This is a genomic window from Pseudoalteromonas sp. C2R02 (assembly GCF_018860845.1).
GTDB lineage: Bacteria > Pseudomonadota > Gammaproteobacteria > Enterobacterales > Alteromonadaceae > Pseudoalteromonas.
Genome location: NZ_JAHKQC010000047.1, coordinates 16,708 through 41,134, shown reverse-complemented (window position 1 = coordinate 41,134; position 24,427 = coordinate 16,708). Strand labels below are relative to the sequence as shown.

Here is a 24,427-nt window from a genome sequence, read left to right as displayed (position 1 = left end):
TGATTGAACGTTCAATTAAAAATAAAAAGAGAAATTAGTGCCTAAAGTTGGAATGCAGCCTCTGCGAAAACAGCAGTTAATTAATGCAACATTAGAGTCTGTTGCGCAATACGGATTACAAAAAACCACCATCGTCACTATAAGTAAAATAGCGGGATTATCGTCTGGCATTATTAGTCACTATTTTGGTGGTAAACAGGGATTAATTGAGGCAACTGTTAAATATCTTTTAGAGCAGTTAAAAATCGCTTTATTAGAGCGTGTTACAGATCATACTCTCAGTGCCCCTGAACGATTAAAAATGATAGTTGAAGCAAACTTCACGCAACTACAACGCTCTATACCTGCCACAAAAACCTGGCTTAGCTTTTGGGCGCAATCAATGCACGAACCAGGCCTTGCAAGATTACAAAATATTAATAGCAAACGCTTATACAGCAATTTACTTTTCTCTTATCGTCAAATATTTGATGAAGACTTAGCACAAATCACATCAAAACAAACAGCTGCTATGATAGATGGTTTTTGGTTGCGAAGTGCATTAAACCCAAATCCTGAAGAAGCGTTCAAACAAGCACAACAATTGTGTAAAAACTTTATAGATGACTTAATCAAGCAACACGGAGATAAAACATGCCATTAAAATGTTATAAAAACTATGTAGATGGTGGTTATATTTCAAATTCCAGCGGTGAAACATTTGATGTAATTAACCCCGCTACAGGCAAAGTTATTTACCAAGTTGAAGTTACAGATGAACATATAAAACAAAAAACCATAAAAAGTGCAAAAAATGGTTTTGCACTTTGGTCGGCTATGAGTCCAACAGAGCGTAGCCGAATATTAAACAAAGCCGTAACTTTATTACGAGAACGCAATGATGAACTGGCAAAAATTGAAGTATTAGATACAGGTAAACCAATTCAAGAAGCTGCTGTAGTAGATGTACATTCTGGAGCTGATTCAATTGAGTTTTTTGCAGGACTTGCTCCCGGTATTGAAGGCAATCAGCAAGCTGTTGATGGCGATTTTTATTATACTCGCCGCGAACCTTTAGGTATTTGTGCAGGCATAGGTGCTTGGAATTACCCATTGCAAATAGCGTGTTGGAAATCAGCCCCTGCACTTGCTTGCGGTAATGTAATGATTTTTAAACCATCAGAAGAGACCCCCTTAGGCGCATTAAAGCTAGCTGAAATCTTCACCGAAGCAGGTATTCCCGATGGCGTATTTAATGTTATTCAAGGTGCGGGTGATATTGGAGCTTGGCTAACATATCACCCTGATATTTCAAAAGTCTCTTTTACAGGTGAAGTCGGTACAGGTAAAAAAGTAATGGCGGCAGCTGCCACATCACTTAAAGATGTGACAATGGAACTTGGTGGAAAATCTCCTCTGATTATTTTTGATGATGCTGATATAGATAATGCAGTGTCTGCGGCCATGATCGGCAACTTTTATACGCAAGGTGAGATTTGCACTAATGTGACCCGCGTATTTGTACAAAAATCGGTTTACCCTAAATTTATAGAAAAACTGATTGAAAGAACAAGCCAAAATATTGTTGTTGGCGATCCATTGGATCCAGAAACAAACTTTGGCGCTCTTATTTCTGCTAAGCATCGTGATTTAGTACAAAGCTATATCGATATCGGTATAAAAGAAGGCGCTAAATTACTTCATGGCGGTAAGGCACTCAAACCTAAAAACGCACCTGATGGCTATTTTATTACGCCAACTATTTTTGGTGACTGCACTGATGACATGACAATCTGCCGCGAAGAAATTTTTGGCCCTGTTATGAGTGTTTTAACATTTGATGATGAAGATGAAGTTATAAAACGCGCCAATGCAACTGATTTTGGCCTGGCGGCCTCGGTATTTACCCAAGATATTAATCGTGCCCATAGAGTGACCCATCAAATACAAGCCGGCATTTGTTGGATAAACAGCTATGGCGCCTCCCCTGCTCAAATGCCAGTTGGTGGTTACAAACAATCAGGTATTGGTCGTGAAAATGGCCTTGCGACACTTAACCACTATACTCAAATTAAAGCTGTGTATGTTGGTTTACAGCCTTTAGAGAGTCCATTTTAGATAAAATAGATTTTCATCTATAAATTTAAATCATTAACCATTTAATTGAGATCAAAACTACAGTTTTGATCTCTGAAGTAGTAAATACGAGTTTTACATGACAAAACAAAATTTTGATTACATTATTGTTGGCGCAGGATCTGCTGGCTGTGTTTTAGCAAATCGCCTATCAGAAGACAGTAATAATCAAGTATTGCTACTTGAAACCGGCGGCACTGATAAAAGCATTTTTATTCAAATGCCAACAGCATTATCTATTCCTATGAATACCAAGAAATATGCTTGGCAATTTGAAACTCAACCTGAGCCATACCTAGATAATCGCCGTATGCACTGCCCTCGCGGTAAAGTCTTAGGCGGTTCGTCTTCTATTAATGGCATGGTTTATGTTCGTGGGCACGCTAAAGATTTTGATGAATGGCATGAAAATGGTGCGACAAATTGGGATTACGCACATTGTTTACCTTATTTCAAAAAAGCTGAAACCTGGGCATTTGATTGTGACGATTATCGCGGTAAAAATGGCCCATTAGGGGTTAATAACGGTAATCAAATGCAAAACCCGCTTTATAAAGCATTTATTGATGCAGGTGTGCAAGCCGGATATTTAGAAACTAACGATTATAATGGCGCCCAGCAAGAAGGCTTTGGCCCTATGCATATGACCATTAAAAATGGCGTGCGCAGCTCTACCTCTAATGCCTATTTACGCCCAGCTATGGCGCGTAAAAACCTCACAGTGATCACCCATGCTTTAGTACATAAAGTATTGCTTGAAGGCAAAAAAACAGTGGGTGTACGTTATGAACGAAAAGGCAAAATAGTTGACGTAACAGTTAATAAAGAAGTTATTCTATCAGCAGGCCCTATTGGTTCTCCCCATATTTTACAGCTTTCTGGCATAGGACCAAAAGCAGTATTAAAAGATGCTGGAATTGAATTAAAACATGACTTACCTGGTGTGGGTGAAAACCTACAAGATCACTTAGAGTTTTATTTTCAATTTAAGTGTAAAAAGCCAATATCACTTAATGGTGAGCTAGATTTATGGCGTAAATTCCTAATAGGCACACGTTGGATATTGACTAAAAAAGGCTTAGGTTCAACCAATCATTTTGAATCATGTGGTTTTATCCGCTCAAAAGAAAACGTTGAATGGCCAGATTTACAATATCATTTTTTACCAGCAGCAATGCGATACGATGGTAAAGAAGCCTTTGCAGGTCATGGTTTTCAAGTACATATTGGTCATAATAAACCTAAAAGTCGTGGTTTTATAAAAGCAACGTCTGCCAATGCTAAAGCGCACCCTCAAATTCAGTTTAATTATCTAGAGCATGAAGCAGATCGCGAAGGGTTTCGTGCCTGTGTACGTTTAACCCGAGAAATAATCCATCAAGCGGCATTAGATGAATATCGCGGTGAAGAAATTCAACCTGGTATTGAGATTCAAACCGATGAAGAAATTGATTCGTTTGTTCGCCAATTTGTAGAAAGCGCCTATCACCCATCATGTTCATGCAAAATGGGCACAGATGAGTTATCCGTTGTTGATCCACACACAAAAGTGCATGGCATTAATGGACTTAGGGTGGTCGATTCTTCCATTTTTACCACAATTCCAAACGGTAATCTAAATGCACCTACCATTATGGTTGCTGAGCGTGCTGCTGACTTTATTCTTGGCCGAGATACATTACCACCATCAACAGCAGAAGTGATTATTGCGCCCAATTGGCAGCAAGAACAACGTACCAATAAACCAAATAGAAAAACAGATTAGATTCATTCGCGAGCATTTTTAATTCGTTAATTTTCGCAATCATGACGCTTATATTCACTGTCATCATTGCGAAAGTTAATATTTAGGTGAGAACCTGAAAACTTAAAATGCTCTTATTATAAAAAAGAAACAGGAGTATTACGTGTTTATATCTACTAAAATCAAAATAAGGAGACTGCTATGACCCCTTGGTTATCTGCCGGTATCTTATTTACCTTTACTGCCATCGCTTTTATATTATATCGCTGGGGAAATATCCGCTGTGTTGGTGTCACCCCCGTTAAAACATTTACCTTTATTGCGATTTTATTTACTTCAGGACTTGATGTGGGACTTATTATGTTTCCGCTCACTGAGTTTGCAGGTTATGCCGACTTGGCCGCTAGCCCTGAATATGCCTTTACAAATCCACTAGCAATTGAATTTGGCTTTTGGGCATTTTTGATTTGGGGTTTTTACTTTTTAACCTGTTTCTATTTTTGTGTAATTGAGCCTCGGGTAAAGTTCTTTGAAATTCCAGCAATAAAACTAATCAATAACGTGGTTATTGTTGGTACCTGTGCTTTTACAGCCTACTTATTGCTATCAAATCTTCCTTGGTATGTACCTCAACTTGGCGATGGTGAATCAATTATTGGCAGTTTCTACTTAATCGTATTTTTGGTCATTGCTGTTGCTGTTTATTCTAGTACCAGCATCCGTTACGTACGTTTATTAAGCTTGCTAACGACCTGGATGTTTATTGGTTTAATTTTATTAATGTGGGCAGGTGCTTTTCTTTCAGAAGGTTCAGGTATTGGCGAGTTTGCAACCACAGTTGCATTGCTTGGCGGCTACTTTGGCAATATTCATGAGTTTGTATTACCAATGAATGCATACCATGAGTTCTACCTTTACTGGTGGTTTGCTTGGAGCATCATGATAGGTCAATTTACTGCGCGTTTTGTTGGAGGCTTACGTACATACCAAGTATTGTTGGCTATGTTGATATTCCCATCAATTCCAATCGGGATCTGGTTTACTGTGTTGTATTACTACAGCGCAAATGGTCTAGAAACAGCTGGTTTTTACAATATAACAATGGCAATCGTAGGCATAACTTTTGTAGTTAACTCGCTTGATTCATTGATCCGTTTATATACAGACAACTTAAATTTAACTGTGTCACGGATGGGTAAAGTTAAGTACTTTTTAGGCAACTTAGTTGCACTAAGCTTACTCACTTTATTATTCAAATTGGACTTTTTACAGATCCAATGGGTCGGTGCAGTCGTTATTGGACTATTCTTTACTTGTTTTGGTTATATTTTATTTTCCAAATTCAAGGTTGTTAGTGAGATAGAGTGCTCACCAAAAGAGAATAAAATCGACTTTAATAAAATTGAACTAGTTAATTAATATGAGCATAAAACTAATGAATAAAAATATCATCGCTATTGCAGCAACTAGCTTACTTGCAGTGTCTGCAAGTTCACACGCTGCGCTATCTTCTACTGTGAATTTAGCATCTGACTATACCTTTAATGGTGTCAGTCAAACAGTGAACGATCCAGCTCTACAAGCAAGCTTTGATTATGCTGCTGACAACGGATTTTATGCGGGTACTTGGGCATCTAATGTTGATTTCGGTACTGGTGAAGATACAAACATTGAATGGGATGCTTACATAGGTAAGTTTTATCAGCTTAATGACAAAGTTGGTTTAGACACTGGTATTGCGTACTACACTTACCATGGTGATGATGCTTCAGATACATATAACTACCCAGAAGCTTACGCTAAATTTGCTTATAACTCTTCAATGGGTGATACCGAGTTTAATTTTTGGTATAGCTGGGATTACTTTGGTTTAGACGTAAATCACTATATTGCTATGATTGCACATACAGTAGAAGTATCTGAGGGTCACAGTGTTAAAGTGAGCTTTGATCGCTCTACTTCAGCCGATGAAAATAAATGGTCTTGGGATGGTGATGATGCTTATAACCATTACCGCGTTGAATATATGACAAGCTTGAATGGCTTTGATTTTAATTTAGCAGCTGAGAATACAAGCATGGATATGGATAGTGCAGATTCGCGTATCGTACTAGGTGTATCTCGTACTTTTAGCTTCTAGCAACATTATACATGCCCTTTATTGGGTATTTAAAAATATAAAAAACCGACTTTGCTCGGTTTTTTATATTTATCCTCAAAGGTTATACACTTTTGAGTTTCTTTCGTTAACATTAACGATATATAAAGTAACTTTTTAGTTGTTAAACATAGGTAAGATGTAAGTGCACTTTTATAGTCGCATACATAAAATTACAGCTAAAATTGAAATAACATTTAAGATAATTAAGAGTACCTTCATGACTAAGATACACAAACCAAACAGTTCTACTATGTTCAAAAGAGCCATTGACAATATGCCACTAGGCGTTGCTGATAGTTACCGTTACTGGGGTGAGGAAAACACCGTATTTTTAAAAAGTATGAAAGGATGTACTATCACAGATTGTGATGATCAAACGTTTACAGATTTCCGTTTAGCGTATGGCCCTATTATTCTTGGTTATCGTGATTCGCGTATTGATAGTGAAGTGATTAATGCAATTACAAACGTTGGTACTATTTCTGGTTTTTCTACTGGTTTAGATTCTGATGTTGTGGAATTAATAAAATCACTTTGTCCTAATATTGAAAAAATGCGTTTTTCAAACTCTGGCACTGAAGCTGTAATTGGTGCAGTACGTACAGCACGTGGTTTTACAAAGCGTAATAAAATTGTTGTAGTGGAAGGCGGATTTCATGGCCTGCACGATGAAGTAATGTGGAAATCAGATGTTGATAATTGGGATGTTAATACCCAGGAAGTTCCTGAAATCATTCCTTTTGGCGGTGGTATTCCACACAATACCCGTGAGCACCAAGTAAGCGTACCACTAAACGATTTTGATGCGATTGATGCTGTTTTTGCACAGCATGGCGATGATATTGCAGCTATTTTAATTGAACCTATCATGGGTAACTGTGGCTCAATTGCTTCAACACAAGAGTATATGCAAAAGCTGCGTGATATCTCTGATGCAAATGGTTCATTACTTATTATGGATGAAGTGAAAACCGGTTTCCGTGTTGCTAAAGGTGGCGCACAATCTTTATACGGTATTCATGCTGACTTAACAACCTACGCTAAAGCAATAGGTAATGGTTACCCAGTTGCATGTTTTGGTGGCCGCGCCGATGTCATGGACACGATTTCATTCGATAAAGATGGCGTAACACATGGCGGCACGTACACTGCGAATATGGTGGCATTAAGTGCAGCAAAAGCGACATTAACAGTACTTAAAGAAACAGATGCACTTGAAACAGTGAACCGTGCAGGTAAAGCAATTCAAGCATTACTATCTCGTGTATTTACTAAGTTTGGCATTGAGCATTGTTTTGCAGGCCCTGATTCTATGTTTGGTGTACATTTTGGTAACTCAGTACCGCAAAACTACCGTGACTGGAAACAAACTAATAGTGACCTATACACGCAATTTGCACTTAACTTAATTGATAATGGTGTAATGTTAGAACCTGATTCACGTGAACCTTGGTTCATTTGTGAAGCACATCAAACGACTGATCTTGCATGGTTAGAAGACGTTGCTGAAAAGTCGATGGAAGCAGCTATAAACGCAAAATAAATTTAAAGCCTCTTTAATTACTAGATTAAAGGGGCTTATAGAAACTGATTAAAAATGATAATGGGCTTGTAATGAAAATATATCCATATCAGCATCAAGATCAACAAGTGAATTTTTAAACACTAAAGTCCAATTATTAAGCTTATATTTAGCACCAAAAGCATAATATATGCTCGAATCTCTACCATCTTGCAAGGTTTCTGTATCAGTTCCTGAGTATGATAAATTTTTACTTTCATCTATCTCTAAATCCACTGACATACCGCCTAACTCACCAAAGACACTAAAGTTTTCTAGAACTGGATAACTGCCAATAATGCTTAAACTGGCACCATTGCCTTTCATTCCTAAATCTGTGTGATCACCCAGATTAAACAGAGAAGTTTCTGCACTAAAGTATTTTGAAAATGAATAACCCCCTATCAAAGAAAAACCATTTTCTCGACTTGATTGACCTTTTTCCTCTGCAGAAATATTTGCAATACCAAAGCCAGCATAAAAACCAGAATCTAGCACATTAGCGTGTACTGGCATTGCTAAAACAGCCATAGAAAATAAAATCAACCCGCTTTGTTTAAAGCTTGGTATAGACAAATTTAAATCAGTCACGATTTGTTTTTGATTATTATTTTTATTATTTGAAATCATTAGTTTATTTTCTACTTTAGGGTTAGTTTAAAGAGGATGTGAATGTGGAGCATACTATTGCACAGTAAAAACTGACTTTCAATGTACATGGAATTTATGCCTAACATTAGAGCTATTTGAACACAAACCACTTAGCAAAATGTTTGACTTAAATCTTGAAAAATACACAATAAACTTTTTACTCTTTTGATCCGTTAACTATGATTGCTTAAACCATTTCATAGTTTGACGTTATTTCTGACATTTATATACTAAAATATAAAAAGTATCTAAGAATTGAGTGAAATATGCTAAATCTTAAAGCCTGTATTGTTATTATTTTATTCGTTATTCATCCCCTATATGCACATGCAATTGAAAATACAAACGACGCTATAAAACAAGCGATTAAAAGCCCATCAGCACTTAATACTTATTTAAATAAAATAGCTACAAACGATGCAAAAAAAGCCATTAAAGCCATAACTGAATTTGATTTAAATAATAAACAACCAACTAATATCAATTTATATGCGCAATTATACAACCATGCAACAACAGCTTATTTACTCAATGGCGAAAAAACATTAGCACAATCATATTTAAACAAATCATTGTCATTAATAGTGCAAGTAACAGACGATACTATCGTCTCTAACATTTATTTTTCACAAGCATTAATTTCATCTGAGCAGGCAGAATATGAACAAGCGATTCTAATTCTAAATAAAGCGATTAGTTTATACCCCAAAACAGCTACCAATAAGCAACTTGGCATTGCATATCAAAAACTTGCAGATAATTACTTATCTCTTAATCAACATACAAAAGCTTTAAACGCCTTGTTTAACAGTAGTTATATTTTCAAAGCAATTAAAGATCCGATCTTACTTGCTGAAGTTTTTGGTAAAAAAGGCTCTGTGTATCGAACAATAGGTGATTTTGATAAAGCTTTAGAAAACATGTTGTTGAGTATAAAAGCACTGAGTAATACCAATAAAACAAAAAAGATTGCAATTGCCTATAATAATACAGCCATTATCTACAAAGATTTAGGTCGATATACTGATGCCATTGATATGCATAAAAAATCACTAAGATTAAAAGAATCCATTGGTTACGAAAAAGGTATGGTGTACTCATTTAATAATCTAGGCGAAACTTATCGGTTAAATGACCAATTAGAGCAATCCATTACTTTCTTAGACTTGGCTGAAAAACTTGCAACTGAATTAAATAATAGACCTTTATTAGGATCTACATTTTTATATAAAGGGCGAATCGCATTACAACAAAAAAAATACCAACTCGCGATTAGTTTTTTTGATGAGGCCATGAGCATCTACTTAAAAAGAAATGCACAATCTCGTATTGCAGAGGGCAATGTTGCTTTTGGTGAGGTTTATTTTGCTTTAAAACAATATAAAACAGCACTTGATTATTATCAAAAAGGTTTAAATATAAGCTTGTTAGCAAAAAAAAACACAGTAACTTTTGCAGCTTATCAGGGGCTAGTAAATGTGTACCAAGCGCAAAAAGATTATGAAAATGCTTTCATATCACTGGAAGAATACCAAACTAAAAGATCACAGCTATTTGATGAGCAAAGCCAAAAAAGATTAGAGTCATTAATTGTTGAAAAGCAACTTTTTACCACACAACAACAACTCAAATTTTCTCAACAAGATGCTAAATTAAAGCAAGCTTTACTCGATAAGTCATACATAGAGAAAAATATTTTTATTGCTTCATTAATTATTGTGCTGACCATCATGTTTCTTTTTTATAGAAAGAGGCAACAAGCAATGCAACGTAAACAAGAACAAGAAATTCATCAACAAGTAAAATTAAGCGAACAAAGGTTGAACCTGGCATTGTGGGGAAGTGGTGATATTTTATGGGATTGGGATCTTAAAGTTGGCGCGATTAAACGGGAAAACCTATCAAAACAAAGTCGCTTGCCAACTTATATCAATGGCAATACCATCGACTCCGTAAAAAAATATGTCCATCCCGATGATTTTGAATTACTTGCAGCGAGGTTTAATACGCATTTAACTGGTAAAACAGAGTTTTTTGAAGCAAGTTATCGTGTGCTAAACAAGGCAGGTGAATGGAATTGGATATTAGATAGAGGCAAAGTGGTTGAAAGGGACTCGCAAAATCAAGCGATTAGAATTACAGGCACACAACGTGATATTACCTTAATCAAACATCAAGAAATACAGCTAAGAGAATTAAACGACGATTTAGAAGACCGTGTAAAAGAAAGAACGATTGAGTTAGAAAGTATGAATGATCAATTAAAAGAAATTATTCAGCAGCTCAATGTGACACAAATTCACCTTGTTGAATCTGAAAAAAATGCCGCTATGGGTAATATGATTGCAGGACTCGCCCATGAAATAAACACGCCATTAGGTACAGCTATTACCACTGTCAGCCATTTACAGCATGAAGCTTCTATTACACTTTCTCATTACAAAGGCCAAACCCTTTCTAAAACACAACTTTCAAGTTTTCTAGATATTGTAAATCACAGTAGTAACTTAATTTCTAAAGGTGTCGGCAGAGCAAGTGGTTTAGTTGAAAGATTTAAACAACTCTCATTAAAAGTTGAAGAGAAAGCTCAAACCTACCCCCTTTATGATCTTGTCAAAAGCAGTTTTGGGGCATTAAAAGTAACTTACCCTGAGCAATACGACAATACGCAATTAATTTTAAATGTTAAGGGTGATGCAACAACACACCTAAACTCATTGACACAAGTGCTATTTATATTAATGGAAAACAGTTTCACTCACGGTCAAAGAAATGGTTTGAAGATTGAATGTTCATCTGAAATTGATCAAGAATATATTACAATCACCTATATAGATAATGGCGTTGGCATTAGTATTGAAAATGAAAAATCGCTATTCTCGCCATTTTTTACAACTTCTCGAGATCAAGGCTTGACGGGCTTAGGTCTGCACATTGCATTTAATATTACTAGCCAAGTTTTAGGTGGTAGTCTCAGTTATTTTCGACCATCAAATCAAGGTGTCGGATTTAAGATTAAAATTAAAAATATAGTCCAAAAATAGGCTATTTAACGAAACATTATTAAAGTGCCCTGCCCTGTTTAAGATAAAAACGATATAATCCTTATAATTATATAGCGTAAAATAGGCCAACCATGAATACCAAAATATATAAAAAAGTATTATCACTTACTGACAGCTTATTAGCGGCTGCAGAGCAGAAAAACCAAAAAAGATTTGATGGCTTTTATTTAGAATTAAAACAATTATGCGAACAAAATGACAATACAGATAAAGACCACCCAGTACAATGGGAAACACTAGCTGATTTTACTGATGATTTAGCCTTAGCCGTTACGATTTATGAGCAAGCATTAGTTAAAGCCGAAGAAATTAACTCTAAAGATTTCCGTTCTTCTATTGGGTATTCAATTGGCGCTTTAAAAGTTGAATTAGACGATAAATCAGGTGCAATTGAACATTTAGAAAAAGCGAAAATTAGTTGTAATAAAATTGCAGATAAAGAGTTGAAATCTGAAATTCATGATTTATTAGAAGAGCTTAAAAGCGCATAAAGGGTGCCTTCATATTAATGAGTAATCATATTTACTCATTAATATTATAAAGTGCTATTTCCCGGTAAAGAATTCATATGCTACACCTATAAATGTGTATAAAGCCAAGCTTTTTGTGACTCTCCATGGTTTGTTTTAACATCATAATGTTTATTCTCAGCTTTTAATTCACTCATTAGTTTATTTGCTAATTTATTTGCGTCAGCTTCAAGTTCCTCACAGCTAGTACGAGCACCTATTGATAATAATACGTTATCAATCTCTTTAGCCGTTTCAATTGCTAATGTGCCATGACCTTTTTCATGAATACTCAAATTCGGGTACCATTTATTCCAAACATTAATCACAGCTGCATTTGAAGAGTCTAATTTAGGCATAGTATAGGTAAGTGTTAAGTGCGTTTTGACCTTAGTAAACTGACAACTGTTTTTCAATGACCGCCACCAAAACCGCCATTTTATATAATACTTTGTATTTCCGTGAAAAATATCATCTCCCTCACGAATAGGTGTTGCTGTATTCAAAGATGAAAGTAATTGTTTTTTTGATTTAGAAGTTACTGAGTAATAAATAAATTCTTCATCTATTTTTACTTTAGATGCAGCATAAGGAGAGACAATAATTAATATAAATAAAATGGTTTTCACTAATACCCTCCTAATTTTAAAACGCCTTAATACCTATATTTCAGCATTACTTTAACAAAAGTACTTTGAGTGAATAAAGAGTCTACCACTAATATACGATCGCTATTAGGTGAATATCAAAGTTTAATTTAAAACGATTTGTTATTGGCATTCAGCATGAATTAATTGATATTAGGCTTTATTTATAACTATCCAATTTGTCATTGAGTGGCTTTTTTGTCATTCTATGATGCTCATAATTCACTAAATGAGTTTTATGAACTTATCAATAATTTGATTTTGAAAAACAGCTATAAATGATTACTTTGGAAAACTTATAATGTCGAATTATAAATTAGTTATGTTTGATTTTGACGGGACGTTAGCTGATAGCTACCCATTATTTATAAAAACATTGAATAACGCGGCTGATAAATACAAGTTTAAGCATGCCAGAAAAAAAGAAGAAAATGATTTAAAGCATTACAGTGCCCGTGAAATAATTAAACTGTTAGAAATATCTAAATGGAAAATGCCTTTTTTCATTAAATATATTAGAAATAATATGACTGAAAAATTTGACCAGGTCGTATTATTTGAAGGTGTTGGAAGTTTATTACAAGATTTAAAACATCAAGGAGTAAAGGTTGCTATTGTCAGTACGAGCTCTTATGAATATGTAGTTAATATACTCGGTGAAGAAAATACCGCTTTAATCGATCATTTTGAATGCAGTGCTTCACCATTTGGTAAATCTAAGAACATCAAAAAAACATTGAAAAAATTCTCACAGCTAAAGCAAGAGTGTTTACTCATAGGAGATGAGATCCGCGACATCGATGCTGCGCGAAAAGCATCTATTCCGATAGGCGTGGTTTCATGGGGTTATACCCATATTGATGCTTTAAATAATCACAAGCCAGATGAGAGTTTTTTACATTTAGAGCATATAAAATCAGTATTAGGGAGTTCAAGCAGACTTTGACTTGAAAAAACTGACATATTCAAGCCAAAGCAGACTGGTAACTTAAGCTTTTTTTACAAACTTAGCTGTTACCATCATTTCGCCGACACCATCAACTTTACAGTCAAGTTCGTGGTCTTTTTTATCCAGTACACGTCTAACAAGTGCCTTTGTGCCAATTTTAATGACTTGTGAGCTGCCTTTAATTTTTAAATCTTTAGCAACAGTGACTTTATCGCCATCACTGAGCAAGGTGCCATTGGCATCTTTGACGATCACAGCATCTTCGTCAGGCTCTTGCGGGTTCCATTCATACGTACATTCTGGGCATATCAAAAGCGATTGGTCTTGATACACATATTCAGATTCACATTTAGGACAAGCAGGTAAACTCATAATTTATTCATTAACTTTAGTAAAAACTGCCTGTATTTTATCAGTCTAGTAATCACATTTAAATACTCGCCTCATGTTCAAACATGCAGTTTAAACACACTTAAAAAATGAGGCAAACTATCAAATCTGTTAGCCTCAAAACAGATTAGGCAGTAGCCTCTTTATTTACTGATGAAAAACCTTGCCACTGATAATGATGGTTAGCCTTTTTAATCACTAAACCTTGTTGAAGTAACTGTTTGAAAATAATATCAACCTCTTCAGGTTCAATTTTAAAATGGTTTTTTACCGCTTTTTTACTACAACTGATTTCCTTAGACTCTAAAACATCATAAACCTGCTCATAACTGCTTTTTATTTGTTCAGGTTCTTGCTCTAATGCTGATTTAAATTGCTGTTCAGTAGCTATTTCTGCCACCACTGTATTAAGTTTTGCTGGTTTAACATCTGAGGTGACTGTTTTATTTTTATTAAACCTATATCTAAAGCGTTGCTCTTCTCCTATTAAACCAACAAAAAAAGCAGCAAAAAAATCAAGTAAAACAGATAAAAAAATGACCAAACCCAATTGCGCATTTTGAGGGCTCATATTTAGAGAGTTGGCTAAACTTTCAATTAAACCAACCACTGAACCTTGCTTTACCGCAGGTAGGTTATCACGTTCAACGGCTAGAGTTTGCTGCTTTTCTCTAAGCCTACTATTTTCCCTTTGAATGCGAGCTAGGCCAGTAGAGATAAGCTCTAATTCAATATATTTTTGAGCAGCAACATTATTTAATGCGATTTGTTTTTCTATCGACTCGATTTGCCTATCATAACTGTTGACTCGGTTTTGCTGTATTTGCACGTGGCTTTGTGCAGAATTAGTCGCACTGTTAATACCACCAATGCTACCGCCAATCGAAATTGCAGCCAGTACAATATAAAATGTAAATGCGATTGCCGCTCCAGTATAATTTTTATGAGCCTGGCGCTCACCCACTTCATACCAAGCAAAAAATTTGCCTAATTCAAAAATAACAGCCAATGAACCAAATAAAAACTGCATCCAAGGATCGCTGTCTATCGACAAGAATAATAATAAAGAAAAAATAATTGAAGCTAAAATTGCAGCGCCGGTGAAACTATAAACACCAAGCATGGCCAAGTAGCCTTTAGGGGATCTTAATGTTAAATCTGTTGTATATGACATAAATTAACTGTATCTAGATATATGACCTAAAATCTTAAAATGAGGTCGTAGCTGAAATTGGGCCGCCATCATACATTAAGAATTTATCTTATCCTCAACTTATTATGCTTTAGTGGTTTGAAAGCTGCTTTATTATTCAATTAGTTAAAAGTGAAAGCTCTATCACTTTTTTATTGGCTAAAAAATATTTTAATAGTATAAAATTAACCCCATAAAAATAACCATGCCACTTCAAAAATTTGACATTTTCCTAAGTGTTTCAGATCAAAAAAACACATATAAAATAAACAAAAACAACTACAGTTAATAGAGTTATGTTATTTAAACAAACGTAATAAGTTTGATCGTGATGAGAGTAACGGCTATGAGAAATAACTACAAAAAAACAAGTTTAGCTAAATTAATAGCAAATATTTCAATACTTTTTATTACACTTCTTTGCCTTATCCACAATAGCTTTGCTACTGAGACACATTCTGAGTGGTTAATAAAAAAATTTAAAGAAATAGATAATTTAAATATCAAAGATCCTGCTTTAGCACTTGAACTTGCCCAGAAAACCCTAAATAAACACAATAAGAATTTATCTGATTTTGAGAAAATTGGATTATTAAGCAAAATGGCACAACATAACTATTTTTTAGGCCATATCAAACAAAGTAAAAAAATTATAGAGAAAGCTAATGCTCTGGGCCCTGATCACAAAAGTGAAGCGGGGATTTTTCTATTAATGATGCATGGCGCTGTTATTGATGAAATGGGCTCATCAGACAAAGCGATGGTTTTATATCTAGAAGCTGTAAAAAACGCTAAAGAGACTGAAAATTTTGCATTGCAAGCTGAAAGCTATAGCTATATCGCAAACTCTTATGCCATGAGACAAAACCATATAAAATCATTAGAGTATTTTCACAAAGCTTATATATTATTTGATCAACTTGGAAAAGAGCTTGATTTGAGCTATTTAAAGATTCAAATGTCAAAAGAATATTCATATTTAGGCGATGATGACAAAGCGATTTCATTTGCACTAGAGGCTGTCAGCTACTTCAATAAACATAGTCTATTTTTTGATGAGTTATTCGCTCAAAATGCACTGGCTAGAAATTATTTAAGATTAAAAGAGTACAAAAAAGCGGAAACTGCCTTCAATCAAATCATTAAACTATCAGCTAAATTGAAAAAAGAAAACTTCGCTTTTATTGCTTATATCGGCCTTGCAAAAGTTTATAACTATACAAGAAATAATAAAGAATCGAGGTTTTTCTTGAATAAATATAGAGAGAAAAATACCAAATTTTTAACACCTTTTGAAAAAATGGATAATTACCTTTTAGAAACTAAGTTAGAAATCGCTGAAAATAATATAGAAAAAGCAGAGCAAGCAGCTAAAAAATTTGAAAGTATCCTCATCCATTTAGAAGAAAATAAAACGCTACTTTGGCGTATCGCTTTACTAGATTTAAAAGCAGAAATAGGAGTATTAAAAGGTGATTATAAACTTGCTTATGATGCGCTTTATAAAACCAGAGACTTACAAAGATTTTATAGCAATAGCGAACGAGAAAAAGTACGTTCTCGATATAAAGTGATATTTGATACCGAACAAGCAATACTTAAAAATCAACTGTTATCTCGAAATAATCAACTTGATAAAGTTGCACTAGAAAGTGCTCAGCAAAAACAATGGATACAAACCCTAATTATTATACTTATCTCTCTCATATTACTTATGTTAGTGTTCTTTTTAATACGTCAAAATATTACCAGTAAAGCCTTGCATAAACTTGCAAATACCGACTCATTAACCGAACTGGCTAATCGTAGATATACTTTTAGTTATGGCGAAAGTAAGCTGGTTTTAGCAAAAAAAGAAAATGCCGCATTTACCGTTATTATTTTTGATATAGACCATTTTAAAAAGGTTAATGATACATATGGTCATGCAGGTGGAGATATTGCTTTAAAAGCATTATCAGCATCAGCAAGCACCTATGTGAGAGAAAATGATATTTTAGGGCGAATAGGAGGAGAAGAGTTCCTGTTAGTATTACCAAATACTCCTATAGGTAAAGCCACTGCGATCGCAGAACGTATTAGAGAAGCAATAGAACAAAAAATAATACAAATTAATGAGCATAACCTCAATATCACCGCCAGCTTTGGTGTAGCCACTTTAACTGATAAACAACAAACTTTTAATGACATATTTCAAGATGCTGATTTAGCTTTATATCAAGCTAAAGAACAAGGTCGAAACCGCGTGATTAAAGCTTAAACAGCACTTATAAGTCATTTTATAATGATTATTGAATCAAATTAACATTGCTGACTTGCAAGGTTGCTTCACCGCCCTTTTCATCAGTTAAGCTTGGTGTGAAATAAATCGCATTCACTTCTTCAAGCACAATACCGTAATCTTTTGAGTCTTTTGGTGTCCAATCTGGTCTAGAGAAGTTTTGTAATGCAACTTCTTGTGTTGACCAATCTTTAGATGCAGGCAGTTTAATTTGATAGTGAGCATAACTTTTATCACCATGTTTACCGTAATGTTTCTGAGATAATTTAATTATGAGCGGTATATCACATTTATAAGTCAGATTAATTTTCTTCATCGCATTAAGAGATGGTTTATCAGGCGTGTATATTACTTCAATCCATGAATTTTTTTGTTTATCAAGGCGAGGAATACGATTAAATTTAACCCAAACTTGCCCTTCATTTATCAAATTTTCGTTTACTGAAGCTGTACTGCCATATGGATCGATAGCATAATGCCATTGATTTTCATCTAGTACTGTTTGTTGGATACTCGAATACGCTAAATCACTCTTAAATAGTAAAAACCCTACTAATGCCAATTTAATTATATTTTTCACATACTTCCTTATTAAAGGTTTTTTGATTAACCAGATGATTTTAAAATATTGATCAGAATTTAATGGTATCAATCTTATATAACATTGCCATCTAAAAGCAATCAAGTAAACGTGCCTTCAGGAAGATTTAGACCAAAATGCGTGTCAGTTCCCTTAAATAACATGGTATTCACGCGCTCATTATTCTTAAACTTACTTGAATAAGCTACGATGACTATAAACTCATTAGCATAATCATTTGATAAAGCAGTAAGCCTTCACAAAACAAAAAATGTTTCCTGATTGTTCATATGCTTTAAATTAATTTGACTGAGAACAGCTGTTTGAAGTTTTTAATAACCCGATGGAATAGTAGAATATTTCATGTACTTACATGAGGTTAATAACAATACATATTGTTATTATAGTTTTATTTGTCAAATCACAATCCATAGTCGCTCTTTTAACATTAATAAAGTTATTAATTAGCGCATCGAAACTTAATTTTATTCGACCTGTTTTTTATAAATCATATTAACTAAATATTCAGTATTAGAATCAAAATCTTTATATAAAGGTCGGTATTTATCACCTAGTTTATGTTGAACTTGGCTCAATATCTCATTTGCTTTTTTATCACTTTCATACCCTCTTTTTACCAAATACCACACACTTTTTAGCAACTCAGCATCTCTAATAATTGAATTAACGTTAGTTGGCTGACCATGACCTGGTAAAACGATTGTAGGTTTCAGATTAGCCACATAATTAAGGGTAGTGATCAAATTAGGCACATTACCGCTTGGCGTCATAATTGGCATCCAATCAGAACTCAGGACATCGCCGCCAAATATTATGCGCTGTTTTGGTAACCACATTAAAACATCACCTGAAGAGTGGCCATCATTAGAATAAAAGAACTCAAACTCAATTGCACCTAATGTACGTGTTTCTTCTTTGGATAGGAATTGTGTTGGATAAGCTATATGCGTTTTATCTGTCGCACCTTCAGTCATACGAGAAAAGGCGTCAACCACGCCCTGCCCATCTTTCTTCATTGATTCCATAGAAGTTTTAGTTGAAATCACTTGAGCACCTACATCAACAAATGCAGCATTACCTAACCAATGATCAGCATGGCTATGAGAATTTACAACCCAACGGATAGGTTGCTCAGTCACAGACTTGATAGCTTTTATAATGCCTTTACCTATTTTTTGGGATGATCCTGTATCAAATACTAATACACCGTCTGAAGTCACAACAAAGTAGCTATTAGAATTCCAGCCTTTGTTTTCAGCACTGGGCCTGCCATATGAGGGGGAAATAATACTATAAACATTTTTTGAGATAGGTTTTGCTGAAAAGTTAAAGTCTGAATTGCTAGCCCAAACAGGTTGAGTTATCGAGCCAATGGCAGCTAATGCTAATAAGGTTTTTTTAGATATGTCCAAAATAACTTCCATGATTTTATTGTCTAATGTATATATCATTAAGATATACGACAAAAAGCGCTTTATTATATGTGAAGTAAAACTTATCGAATTTAGTTTAATTTTAAAACTATTAACCCATCATTTTTGTTACATAGTGTGTATTTGTTACACCTACTTATAAAGAAAAAGCGAGCATCACTTTTGTAATACTCGATTTTAATATCAGCTGAATAATTTCTTATTCATCTATTAATATATTTTATCTCCTCGAATTTTTACGGCCTTTAGATTTACCTCTATTAGGCTGTGGATCTGCTTCAAAATTACCATATTCGTCATCATCTGGTTTTTTTCTTTTTGATTTACCTGTTTTTTTTGTAGTAGAAGCTAACTTTGAGTTTTTATCTTTAGCTGCAGCTTTTGAAATTGCTTTAGCAATTTCCTTTTTATTTGGCTTAAAGCCAGCGATAGTTTCAAGTTCAAATTTACGCTCAAGTAGTCGCTCTATTGCTTGCAACTGTTTAGATTCATCAGCGCTAAATAATGAAACCGCTAACCCTAAAGTACCCGCACGGCCAGTACGACCAATACGATGCACATAATCCTCTGGTACATATGGCAAGTCAAAATTAACCACATAAGGTAATTGATTTACATCTATGCCACGCGATGCAATATCTGTGGCAACCAAAACTGTGATATCTTCATTTTTAAAGCCCTCTAAAGCATGAGTACGAGCATGTTGAGTTCTGTTAGCATGAATTGATGCAGCTGTAATGCCTGCATTTTCAAGTTCAGATACCAAATTATCAGCGCCTTGTTTAGTACGACTAAAAACCAGCACTTGATGCCATTTATTCTGTTTAATTAAATGAATTAGCAACTCAGTTTTACGTGTTTTTTCTACTGAATAGATTTTTTGTTTGATTTTATCAACGGTGCTGTTTGCAGCTGTTACTTCAATTAATAAAGGATTATTTAACATGCCACTTGCAAGCGACTTGATCTCATTGGTAAAAGTCGCTGAAAACATTAAAGTTTGACGTTTAATTGGTAATAGGCTTTTAATATGGCGAATATCATCTATAAACCCCAAATCCAACATACGATCAGCTTCATCTAAAACCAGCATTTCAAGCTGGTCAAAGTTAATTGCCTTTTGATTATATAAATCAACCAAACGACCAGGAGTTGCAACCAAAACATCTACACCGCTTTGCAACAGGGCAATTTGCGGCTCTATTCTTACACCGCCAAACACAGCTGCAGAGCTAAGCTTCATATGTCGACTATAGTTTTCTACACTTTTAGCTACTTGAGCTGCAAGCTCTCGAGTAGGCGTAATAACTAACGCCCTCACTGATTTAGGCGCAGGGCTCCCTCCCTGAGATAGCAGCTGAACCATAGGTAGCGAAAAACCAGCAGTTTTACCAGTTCCAGTTTGCGCAACGGCCATAACGTCGCGCTTTTTAAGTACAGCAGGAATGGCCTCAAGCTGTATGGGTGAAGGCTCTGTGTAACCTTGTTCTGAAACAGCTTTCACTAATTCATTGCATAAACCTAAAGCGCAAAAAGACATAAAATAAATTCCTTGGGTGTTTAAAGAGAAGAAAACAGGCTTCAAAACCTTAAAACATAACGCCATTGATGGCTGAAAATTGTGGCTATCATATAGTAGAATCAATAAAAGCCAACAGATATTTAATCATTTAAAAACCATTTCACATATATTTCACTTACAGTTTTTTAAGCTAGTTGCAACAAAATAAATAGGAGCCGAGTTCATGCTTAAAAAAATAATATTTACCTTAGTAACCTTAACTATCCTACTTGTTGGTTTAGCATTTGGCGCTAAATCTTGGGTTAAAAGTTTATTACCAGAAAAAGCACACTTTGTAGCAATCAAACAAACCAAAGTAAGTGACTTACCTTATATTACCCAAAATATCCCAGCATATAGAGGTAAAATATTAGCAGTTGTTACTAGTGTAGATAAAATGGGTGAAGATAAAGAAACTGGTTATGAACATACTGAATTAGCCCGTGCTTATTGGGTATTTACAGCTAATGGCTTTGAGGTTGATATCGCCAGTCCAAAAGGCGGAAAGCCACCAGTTGTGATTGATGGCGAAGATATGGGCGCATATGATTATGCCTTTTTAAATGATCAAGGTATTCAACAAAAAGTAGCGAGCACCATAGCATTAGCTGATGTTAATCCTAACGATTACGAAGCCGTATATTTTGTCGGTGGCAAAGGCACTATGTTTGATTTCCCTGATAATCCGCATGTGCAAAACATTGCTAAAACTTTATATCAAAATGACAAAGTAGTCAGTGCTGTTTGCCATGGCCCAGCAGCACTGGTAAATGTTGAATTAGATAATGGTGATATGTTGCTAGCAAATAAAAACGTCAGCGGATTTACCAACGAAGAAGAGTTGTTTCTAATCCCTGATGCAAAACAAATTTTCCCTTTTTTACTTGAAGATAAATTAAAAGCACAAGGCGCACAATTTAATGCAGGCACAACCTATTTAGAAAAAGTAACACAAGACGGAAAACTCATCACAGGTCAAAACCCTTGGTCAGTTTGGAAACTTGCTGAAAAAGTAGTCGCTGAAATAGGTTACAAGCCTAAAACGAGAGAACGCACCCCGGAAGAACACGCTATAGAACTTTTAATGACATACGATGCTAAAGGCTTTAATGCTGCAGAAACTCAGCTAAAACAAAAACCACAAGCTTATCAACGTATTTTAATCTTAATGCATGGTGTATTAGCATTTATGCAGTTTGATATAAGCAAAGGAATCGACCTTTTAAGTCTGTCAAATCAATTAAAGCAAATGAACTAAAGTTGAGATAGGCTCTGAAAATCATCTCTTAAGCAAGCCTAAGACTTTTAAAGGTATTAGGCTTTTTTATTCAATCTATAGCCATTTTTGAAATAACAATGAACAACTACGCGGATAAATTCTCACCGATAAATAATCACAACTGATACTCCCGTATACGGGACTTCAGCAGTTCATTTCTTGACCATGTCGTTTTAAAATAAAATGTAACCTACAAACAGTAACAAATAAAATAACCAGCTTAGTCGCAAAAAATGATTGAGTGCGATAACATCATATAAAATGACTTTTTGAAAAAACTTAATGACACAAGTTCAGCAACAACAAGATAAGCCTAAAAAGAACAATCCATTATTAGAAATATTGTTTAATATCTTGATCCCTTCCCTTATTTTAATGAAATTTTCGGGCCCAGAACATTTAGGCACTTTACTTGGTTTAATTATCGCACTTGCATTCCCTGTTTGTTATGCAATATACGACTTTACTAAAGTTGGTTCTTTAAACTTTATTTCATTGTTAGGTTTTTTAAGTACACTACTCACAGGCGGTATAGCCTTGTTTGAATTGGATGTAGAGTGGTTGGCAATTAAAGAAGCTGCTATTCCAGCCATGATAGGTTTAACTGTTTTATTATCTGGATTTTTTGGTAAACCATTGCTCGCAAAACTACTATTAAATTCATTCATCTTTAATCTTAATTTGATATATGACACGTTAGAAAAAAAATCAAAAACAGAGCAATTTAAACAAAAAATTAGCCAAGCTAACTTTGTGTTAGCGATGACTTTTGTATTTTCATCTACGATGAATTATTTATTAGCCAAATGGATTGTAACAAGCCCCGCAGGTACAGTTGAGTTTAACGAACAACTCGGTGAAATGACTTTGCTAAGTTATCCAGTGATTGCTATTCCATCAACAATCATGCTGTTTGGTATATTATTTTATGTTATTAAAATAACGTCTAAATTGACTGGAATAAAGTTTGAAGACATGATGAATGCTGATTAGCTTTTTAAAGCTTAAAAATTATAACTTATTGCCTTAAATCAGCTAAATCATTTCACTCGTTTTCTAAATGTTTTTTTAATTCCTTGGGAATTGGCATAGGTTTGAACGGGCTAACATTCGTTCCACCTGTATTGCCTAAAGGAACCCAAATTCGAGAAAATACAATTGAAGCTAAAATACGCATAACTTGGCCTAAAACTTCTTTAATATTAATTGTTTTAATGCCTACTTTTAACATCCACCAGTGAGAGCTTGTATGGGAGATAACATAAGATTGCCCTAATATATGTGCACGCTCTAAATGCCCAAAGCACTTAATATAATCTCCTGCTTTATAAAGTTTTTTGGCAAACAACATCTCTTGAGCAAACGCTTTTTTTAATTCAGTGTTCATTTTTTCTTCCTCAATCAAATAAAAAGGGAAATTAGCCCCCTTTCTTTAACTGATAGCATAAATAAAAAAAACTTAATTAATTGAATAAACCTGCTATCCATTGAAAAAAATCAAGCGCAATGTTAACAATTAATTTTTCTCTATCTTTTTCAGTTATTTTTCAAAAAAACGGCAGCTTTCATATCGTCACACACTAAATATAAGCACAACAGTATTATTTTAATATCCCCAATTCCCCACAATTTACTCTAATTATAAACTTGACCCTAGCGCCCCATCACCGGATAATCTTTTTTATTTTATAGGCTTTAATGATGCTTAAGTTTTTTCGTGTGATCAGTATATTAGAAGGCTTTTCTTATTTGGCCGTTTTAAGTGTTACGCTTGGTTTTATTAGCCGGGATTTTGTATCTGGATTAGGCATGCTACATGGCATATTATTTATGCTCTACCTATTTTTAGCTTTATCCGTTTCAAATAAGGAAAAATGGTCATTAGTTACATTTTTATCTTTATTTATCGCCTCAGTTGTACCTTTTGCTTTTATTGCAGTAGAGCTATACCTTGGCCGACATCTAAAATCACAAAAACTAACTGAAGCTTAAATAATACCAATTCCAATAAATATGTGATCAATCTAAATGGTCTAAATATACAATAGCCGCGTTGCTTTCAATCCCAATAGCCAGCTATTGGTCAATCAAGCGCCTTGCTCTTGAAAATTTATCCTAATTTATATTAGATCACTAACTTAATAGAATTGGTATAACGTAAAGCATGGTCGTCTCATTTATATCGTTTATGGTATTGAGAAGAAGAATCTAAACGATGTGTTTGGAAATAGTTAAATTAAAACAGTGCCATTAACTATGATTGACACTGTTCTCATTTATCACTGTTT

Annotated in this window: 21 protein-coding genes; 13 read left to right on the top strand and 8 right to left on the bottom strand. The window is 34.6% G+C overall.

The genetic code is table 11. The features are described from left to right. The first annotated feature begins 37 nt into the window (after positions 1 to 37). The 6 genes from betI (at position 38) to KO527_RS23395 (ending at position 7,563) form a co-directional block, all read left to right on the top strand. The gene (gene betI, locus KO527_RS23420; protein ID WP_216042660.1) at positions 38 to 643 is read left to right on the top strand and encodes a transcriptional regulator BetI; all 606 of its coding nucleotides are present in this window, start codon (positions 38 to 40) and stop codon (positions 641 to 643) included. Then, the gene (gene betB / locus KO527_RS23415; RefSeq protein WP_216042659.1) at positions 634 to 2,097 is read left to right on the top strand and encodes a betaine-aldehyde dehydrogenase; all 1,464 of its coding nucleotides are present in this window, start codon (positions 634 to 636) and stop codon (positions 2,095 to 2,097) included. The genes betI and betB overlap by 10 nt, the downstream gene beginning before the upstream one ends. Positions 2,098 to 2,194: 97 nt before the next feature. Further along, on the top strand, positions 2,195 to 3,880 hold the full coding sequence (gene betA / locus KO527_RS23410; protein ID WP_216042658.1) for a choline dehydrogenase: 1,686 nt from the start codon (positions 2,195 to 2,197) through the stop codon (positions 3,878 to 3,880). 180 nt (positions 3,881 to 4,060) lie between these two features. Further along, positions 4,061 to 5,278 carry a BCCT family transporter gene (locus KO527_RS23405; protein WP_216042657.1) on the top strand — a complete coding sequence of 406 codons (1,218 nt, stop codon included), beginning with the start codon at positions 4,061 to 4,063 and terminating at the stop codon, positions 5,276 to 5,278. Between the two features lie 16 nt (positions 5,279 to 5,294). Then, a complete protein-coding gene (locus KO527_RS23400; RefSeq protein WP_216042656.1) occupies positions 5,295 to 5,999 on the top strand; it encodes a TorF family putative porin in 705 nt (234 codons plus the stop codon). 238 nt (positions 6,000 to 6,237) lie between these two features. Beyond that, positions 6,238 to 7,563 carry an aminotransferase class III-fold pyridoxal phosphate-dependent enzyme gene (locus KO527_RS23395; RefSeq protein WP_216042655.1) on the top strand — a complete coding sequence of 442 codons (1,326 nt, stop codon included), beginning with the start codon at positions 6,238 to 6,240 and terminating at the stop codon, positions 7,561 to 7,563. A 48-nt stretch (positions 7,564 to 7,611) separates the two neighbouring features. Here the strand turns inward: KO527_RS23395 and KO527_RS23390 are convergent, their stop codons facing one another. Next, positions 7,612 to 8,211 carry an outer membrane beta-barrel protein gene (locus tag KO527_RS23390; protein WP_216042654.1) on the bottom strand — a complete coding sequence of 200 codons (600 nt, stop codon included), beginning with the start codon at positions 8,209 to 8,211 and terminating at the stop codon, positions 7,612 to 7,614. A gap of 287 nt (positions 8,212 to 8,498) precedes the next feature. Between KO527_RS23390 and KO527_RS23385 the strand changes: the two genes are divergently transcribed. Both KO527_RS23385 and KO527_RS23380 read left to right on the top strand, forming a co-directional pair. Then, positions 8,499 to 11,276, top strand: a complete 2,778-nt coding sequence (locus KO527_RS23385) for a tetratricopeptide repeat protein (protein WP_216042653.1) — start codon at positions 8,499 to 8,501, stop codon at positions 11,274 to 11,276. Positions 11,277 to 11,368: 92 nt separating this feature from the next. After that, positions 11,369 to 11,788, top strand: a complete 420-nt coding sequence (locus tag KO527_RS23380; protein ID WP_216042652.1) for a tetratricopeptide repeat protein — start codon at positions 11,369 to 11,371, stop codon at positions 11,786 to 11,788. A gap of 86 nt (positions 11,789 to 11,874) precedes the next feature. Here KO527_RS23380 and KO527_RS23375 read toward each other — a convergent pair whose 3' ends face one another. Beyond that, on the bottom strand, positions 11,875 to 12,435 hold the full coding sequence (locus KO527_RS23375) for a DUF922 domain-containing protein (protein WP_216042651.1): 561 nt from the start codon (positions 12,433 to 12,435) through the stop codon (positions 11,875 to 11,877). Positions 12,436 to 12,754: 319 nt separating this feature from the next. Between KO527_RS23375 and KO527_RS23370 the strand changes: the two genes are divergently transcribed. Beyond that, positions 12,755 to 13,399: an HAD-IA family hydrolase gene (locus KO527_RS23370; RefSeq protein WP_216042650.1), complete on the top strand. Its 645-nt coding sequence runs from the start codon at positions 12,755 to 12,757 to the stop codon at positions 13,397 to 13,399. Between the two features lie 42 nt (positions 13,400 to 13,441). Here the strand turns inward: KO527_RS23370 and KO527_RS23365 are convergent, their stop codons facing one another. Together KO527_RS23365 and KO527_RS23360 are read right to left on the bottom strand one after the other, a co-directional pair. Further along, positions 13,442 to 13,774 (bottom strand): zinc ribbon domain-containing protein YjdM, encoded by a 333-nt coding sequence (locus KO527_RS23365; protein ID WP_216042649.1) that lies wholly within the window; start codon positions 13,772 to 13,774, stop codon positions 13,442 to 13,444. Between the two features lie 145 nt (positions 13,775 to 13,919). After that, positions 13,920 to 14,966, bottom strand: a complete 1,047-nt coding sequence (locus tag KO527_RS23360; RefSeq protein ID WP_216042648.1) for a Preprotein translocase subunit SecY — start codon at positions 14,964 to 14,966, stop codon at positions 13,920 to 13,922. A gap of 364 nt (positions 14,967 to 15,330) precedes the next feature. On the opposite strand from KO527_RS23360, the gene KO527_RS23355 reads away from it, so the two are divergent. After that, complete coding sequence (locus KO527_RS23355; protein ID WP_216042647.1) at positions 15,331 to 17,244, top strand: GGDEF domain-containing protein; 1,914 nt, start codon at positions 15,331 to 15,333, stop codon at positions 17,242 to 17,244. Between the two features lie 28 nt (positions 17,245 to 17,272). Here the strand turns inward: KO527_RS23355 and KO527_RS23350 are convergent, their stop codons facing one another. From KO527_RS23350 to KO527_RS23340, 3 genes are all read right to left on the bottom strand, one after another. Beyond that, positions 17,273 to 17,845, bottom strand: a complete 573-nt coding sequence (locus KO527_RS23350; RefSeq protein ID WP_354668660.1) for a hypothetical protein — start codon at positions 17,843 to 17,845, stop codon at positions 17,273 to 17,275. A gap of 485 nt (positions 17,846 to 18,330) precedes the next feature. Then, positions 18,331 to 19,278: an MBL fold metallo-hydrolase gene (locus KO527_RS23345; protein ID WP_252734028.1), complete on the bottom strand. Its 948-nt coding sequence runs from the start codon at positions 19,276 to 19,278 to the stop codon at positions 18,331 to 18,333. A gap of 241 nt (positions 19,279 to 19,519) precedes the next feature. Beyond that, the gene (locus KO527_RS23340; RefSeq protein ID WP_216042645.1) at positions 19,520 to 20,839 is read right to left on the bottom strand and encodes a DEAD/DEAH box helicase; all 1,320 of its coding nucleotides are present in this window, start codon (positions 20,837 to 20,839) and stop codon (positions 19,520 to 19,522) included. A gap of 205 nt (positions 20,840 to 21,044) precedes the next feature. Between KO527_RS23340 and KO527_RS23335 the strand changes: the two genes are divergently transcribed. Together KO527_RS23335 and KO527_RS23330 are read left to right on the top strand one after the other, a co-directional pair. Further along, positions 21,045 to 22,118 carry a type 1 glutamine amidotransferase domain-containing protein gene (locus KO527_RS23335; protein ID WP_216042644.1) on the top strand — a complete coding sequence of 358 codons (1,074 nt, stop codon included), beginning with the start codon at positions 21,045 to 21,047 and terminating at the stop codon, positions 22,116 to 22,118. A 303-nt stretch (positions 22,119 to 22,421) separates the two neighbouring features. Further along, positions 22,422 to 23,132 carry a VC0807 family protein gene (locus KO527_RS23330; protein WP_216042643.1) on the top strand — a complete coding sequence of 237 codons (711 nt, stop codon included), beginning with the start codon at positions 22,422 to 22,424 and terminating at the stop codon, positions 23,130 to 23,132. Between the two features lie 52 nt (positions 23,133 to 23,184). Here the strand turns inward: KO527_RS23330 and KO527_RS23325 are convergent, their stop codons facing one another. Further along, positions 23,185 to 23,526: a DUF3703 domain-containing protein gene (locus tag KO527_RS23325; protein WP_216042642.1), complete on the bottom strand. Its 342-nt coding sequence runs from the start codon at positions 23,524 to 23,526 to the stop codon at positions 23,185 to 23,187. A 314-nt stretch (positions 23,527 to 23,840) separates the two neighbouring features. Between KO527_RS23325 and KO527_RS23320 the strand changes: the two genes are divergently transcribed. Continuing rightward, positions 23,841 to 24,131 carry a DUF3817 domain-containing protein gene (locus KO527_RS23320; RefSeq protein WP_216042641.1) on the top strand — a complete coding sequence of 97 codons (291 nt, stop codon included), beginning with the start codon at positions 23,841 to 23,843 and terminating at the stop codon, positions 24,129 to 24,131. Positions 24,132 to 24,427 lie beyond the last annotated feature (296 nt).

Excerpts from the sequence above, each read along its gene's own strand:
- betB (WP_216042659.1), top strand. The coding sequence starts at position 634 with ATGCCATTAAAATGTTATAAAAACTATGTAGATGGTGGTTATATTTCA.
- betA (WP_216042658.1), top strand. The coding sequence starts at position 2,195 with ATGACAAAACAAAATTTTGATTACATTATTGTTGGCGCAGGATCTGCT.
- KO527_RS23405 (WP_216042657.1), top strand. The coding sequence starts at position 4,061 with ATGACCCCTTGGTTATCTGCCGGTATCTTATTTACCTTTACTGCCATC.
- KO527_RS23400 (WP_216042656.1), top strand. The coding sequence starts at position 5,295 with ATGAATAAAAATATCATCGCTATTGCAGCAACTAGCTTACTTGCAGTG.
- KO527_RS23395 (WP_216042655.1), top strand. The coding sequence starts at position 6,238 with ATGACTAAGATACACAAACCAAACAGTTCTACTATGTTCAAAAGAGCC.
- KO527_RS23390 (WP_216042654.1), bottom strand. The coding sequence starts at position 8,211 with ATGATTTCAAATAATAAAAATAATAATCAAAAACAAATCGTGACTGAT.
- KO527_RS23385 (WP_216042653.1), top strand. The coding sequence starts at position 8,499 with ATGCTAAATCTTAAAGCCTGTATTGTTATTATTTTATTCGTTATTCAT.
- KO527_RS23380 (WP_216042652.1), top strand. The coding sequence starts at position 11,369 with ATGAATACCAAAATATATAAAAAAGTATTATCACTTACTGACAGCTTA.
- KO527_RS23370 (WP_216042650.1), top strand. The coding sequence starts at position 12,755 with ATGTCGAATTATAAATTAGTTATGTTTGATTTTGACGGGACGTTAGCT.
- KO527_RS23365 (WP_216042649.1), bottom strand. The coding sequence starts at position 13,774 with ATGAGTTTACCTGCTTGTCCTAAATGTGAATCTGAATATGTGTATCAA.
- KO527_RS23360 (WP_216042648.1), bottom strand. The coding sequence starts at position 14,966 with ATGTCATATACAACAGATTTAACATTAAGATCCCCTAAAGGCTACTTG.
- KO527_RS23355 (WP_216042647.1), top strand. The coding sequence starts at position 15,331 with ATGAGAAATAACTACAAAAAAACAAGTTTAGCTAAATTAATAGCAAAT.
- KO527_RS23340 (WP_216042645.1), bottom strand. The coding sequence starts at position 20,839 with ATGTCTTTTTGCGCTTTAGGTTTATGCAATGAATTAGTGAAAGCTGTT.
- KO527_RS23335 (WP_216042644.1), top strand. The coding sequence starts at position 21,045 with ATGCTTAAAAAAATAATATTTACCTTAGTAACCTTAACTATCCTACTT.
- KO527_RS23330 (WP_216042643.1), top strand. The coding sequence starts at position 22,422 with ATGACACAAGTTCAGCAACAACAAGATAAGCCTAAAAAGAACAATCCA.
- KO527_RS23325 (WP_216042642.1), bottom strand. The coding sequence starts at position 23,526 with ATGAACACTGAATTAAAAAAAGCGTTTGCTCAAGAGATGTTGTTTGCC.
- KO527_RS23320 (WP_216042641.1), top strand. The coding sequence starts at position 23,841 with ATGCTTAAGTTTTTTCGTGTGATCAGTATATTAGAAGGCTTTTCTTAT.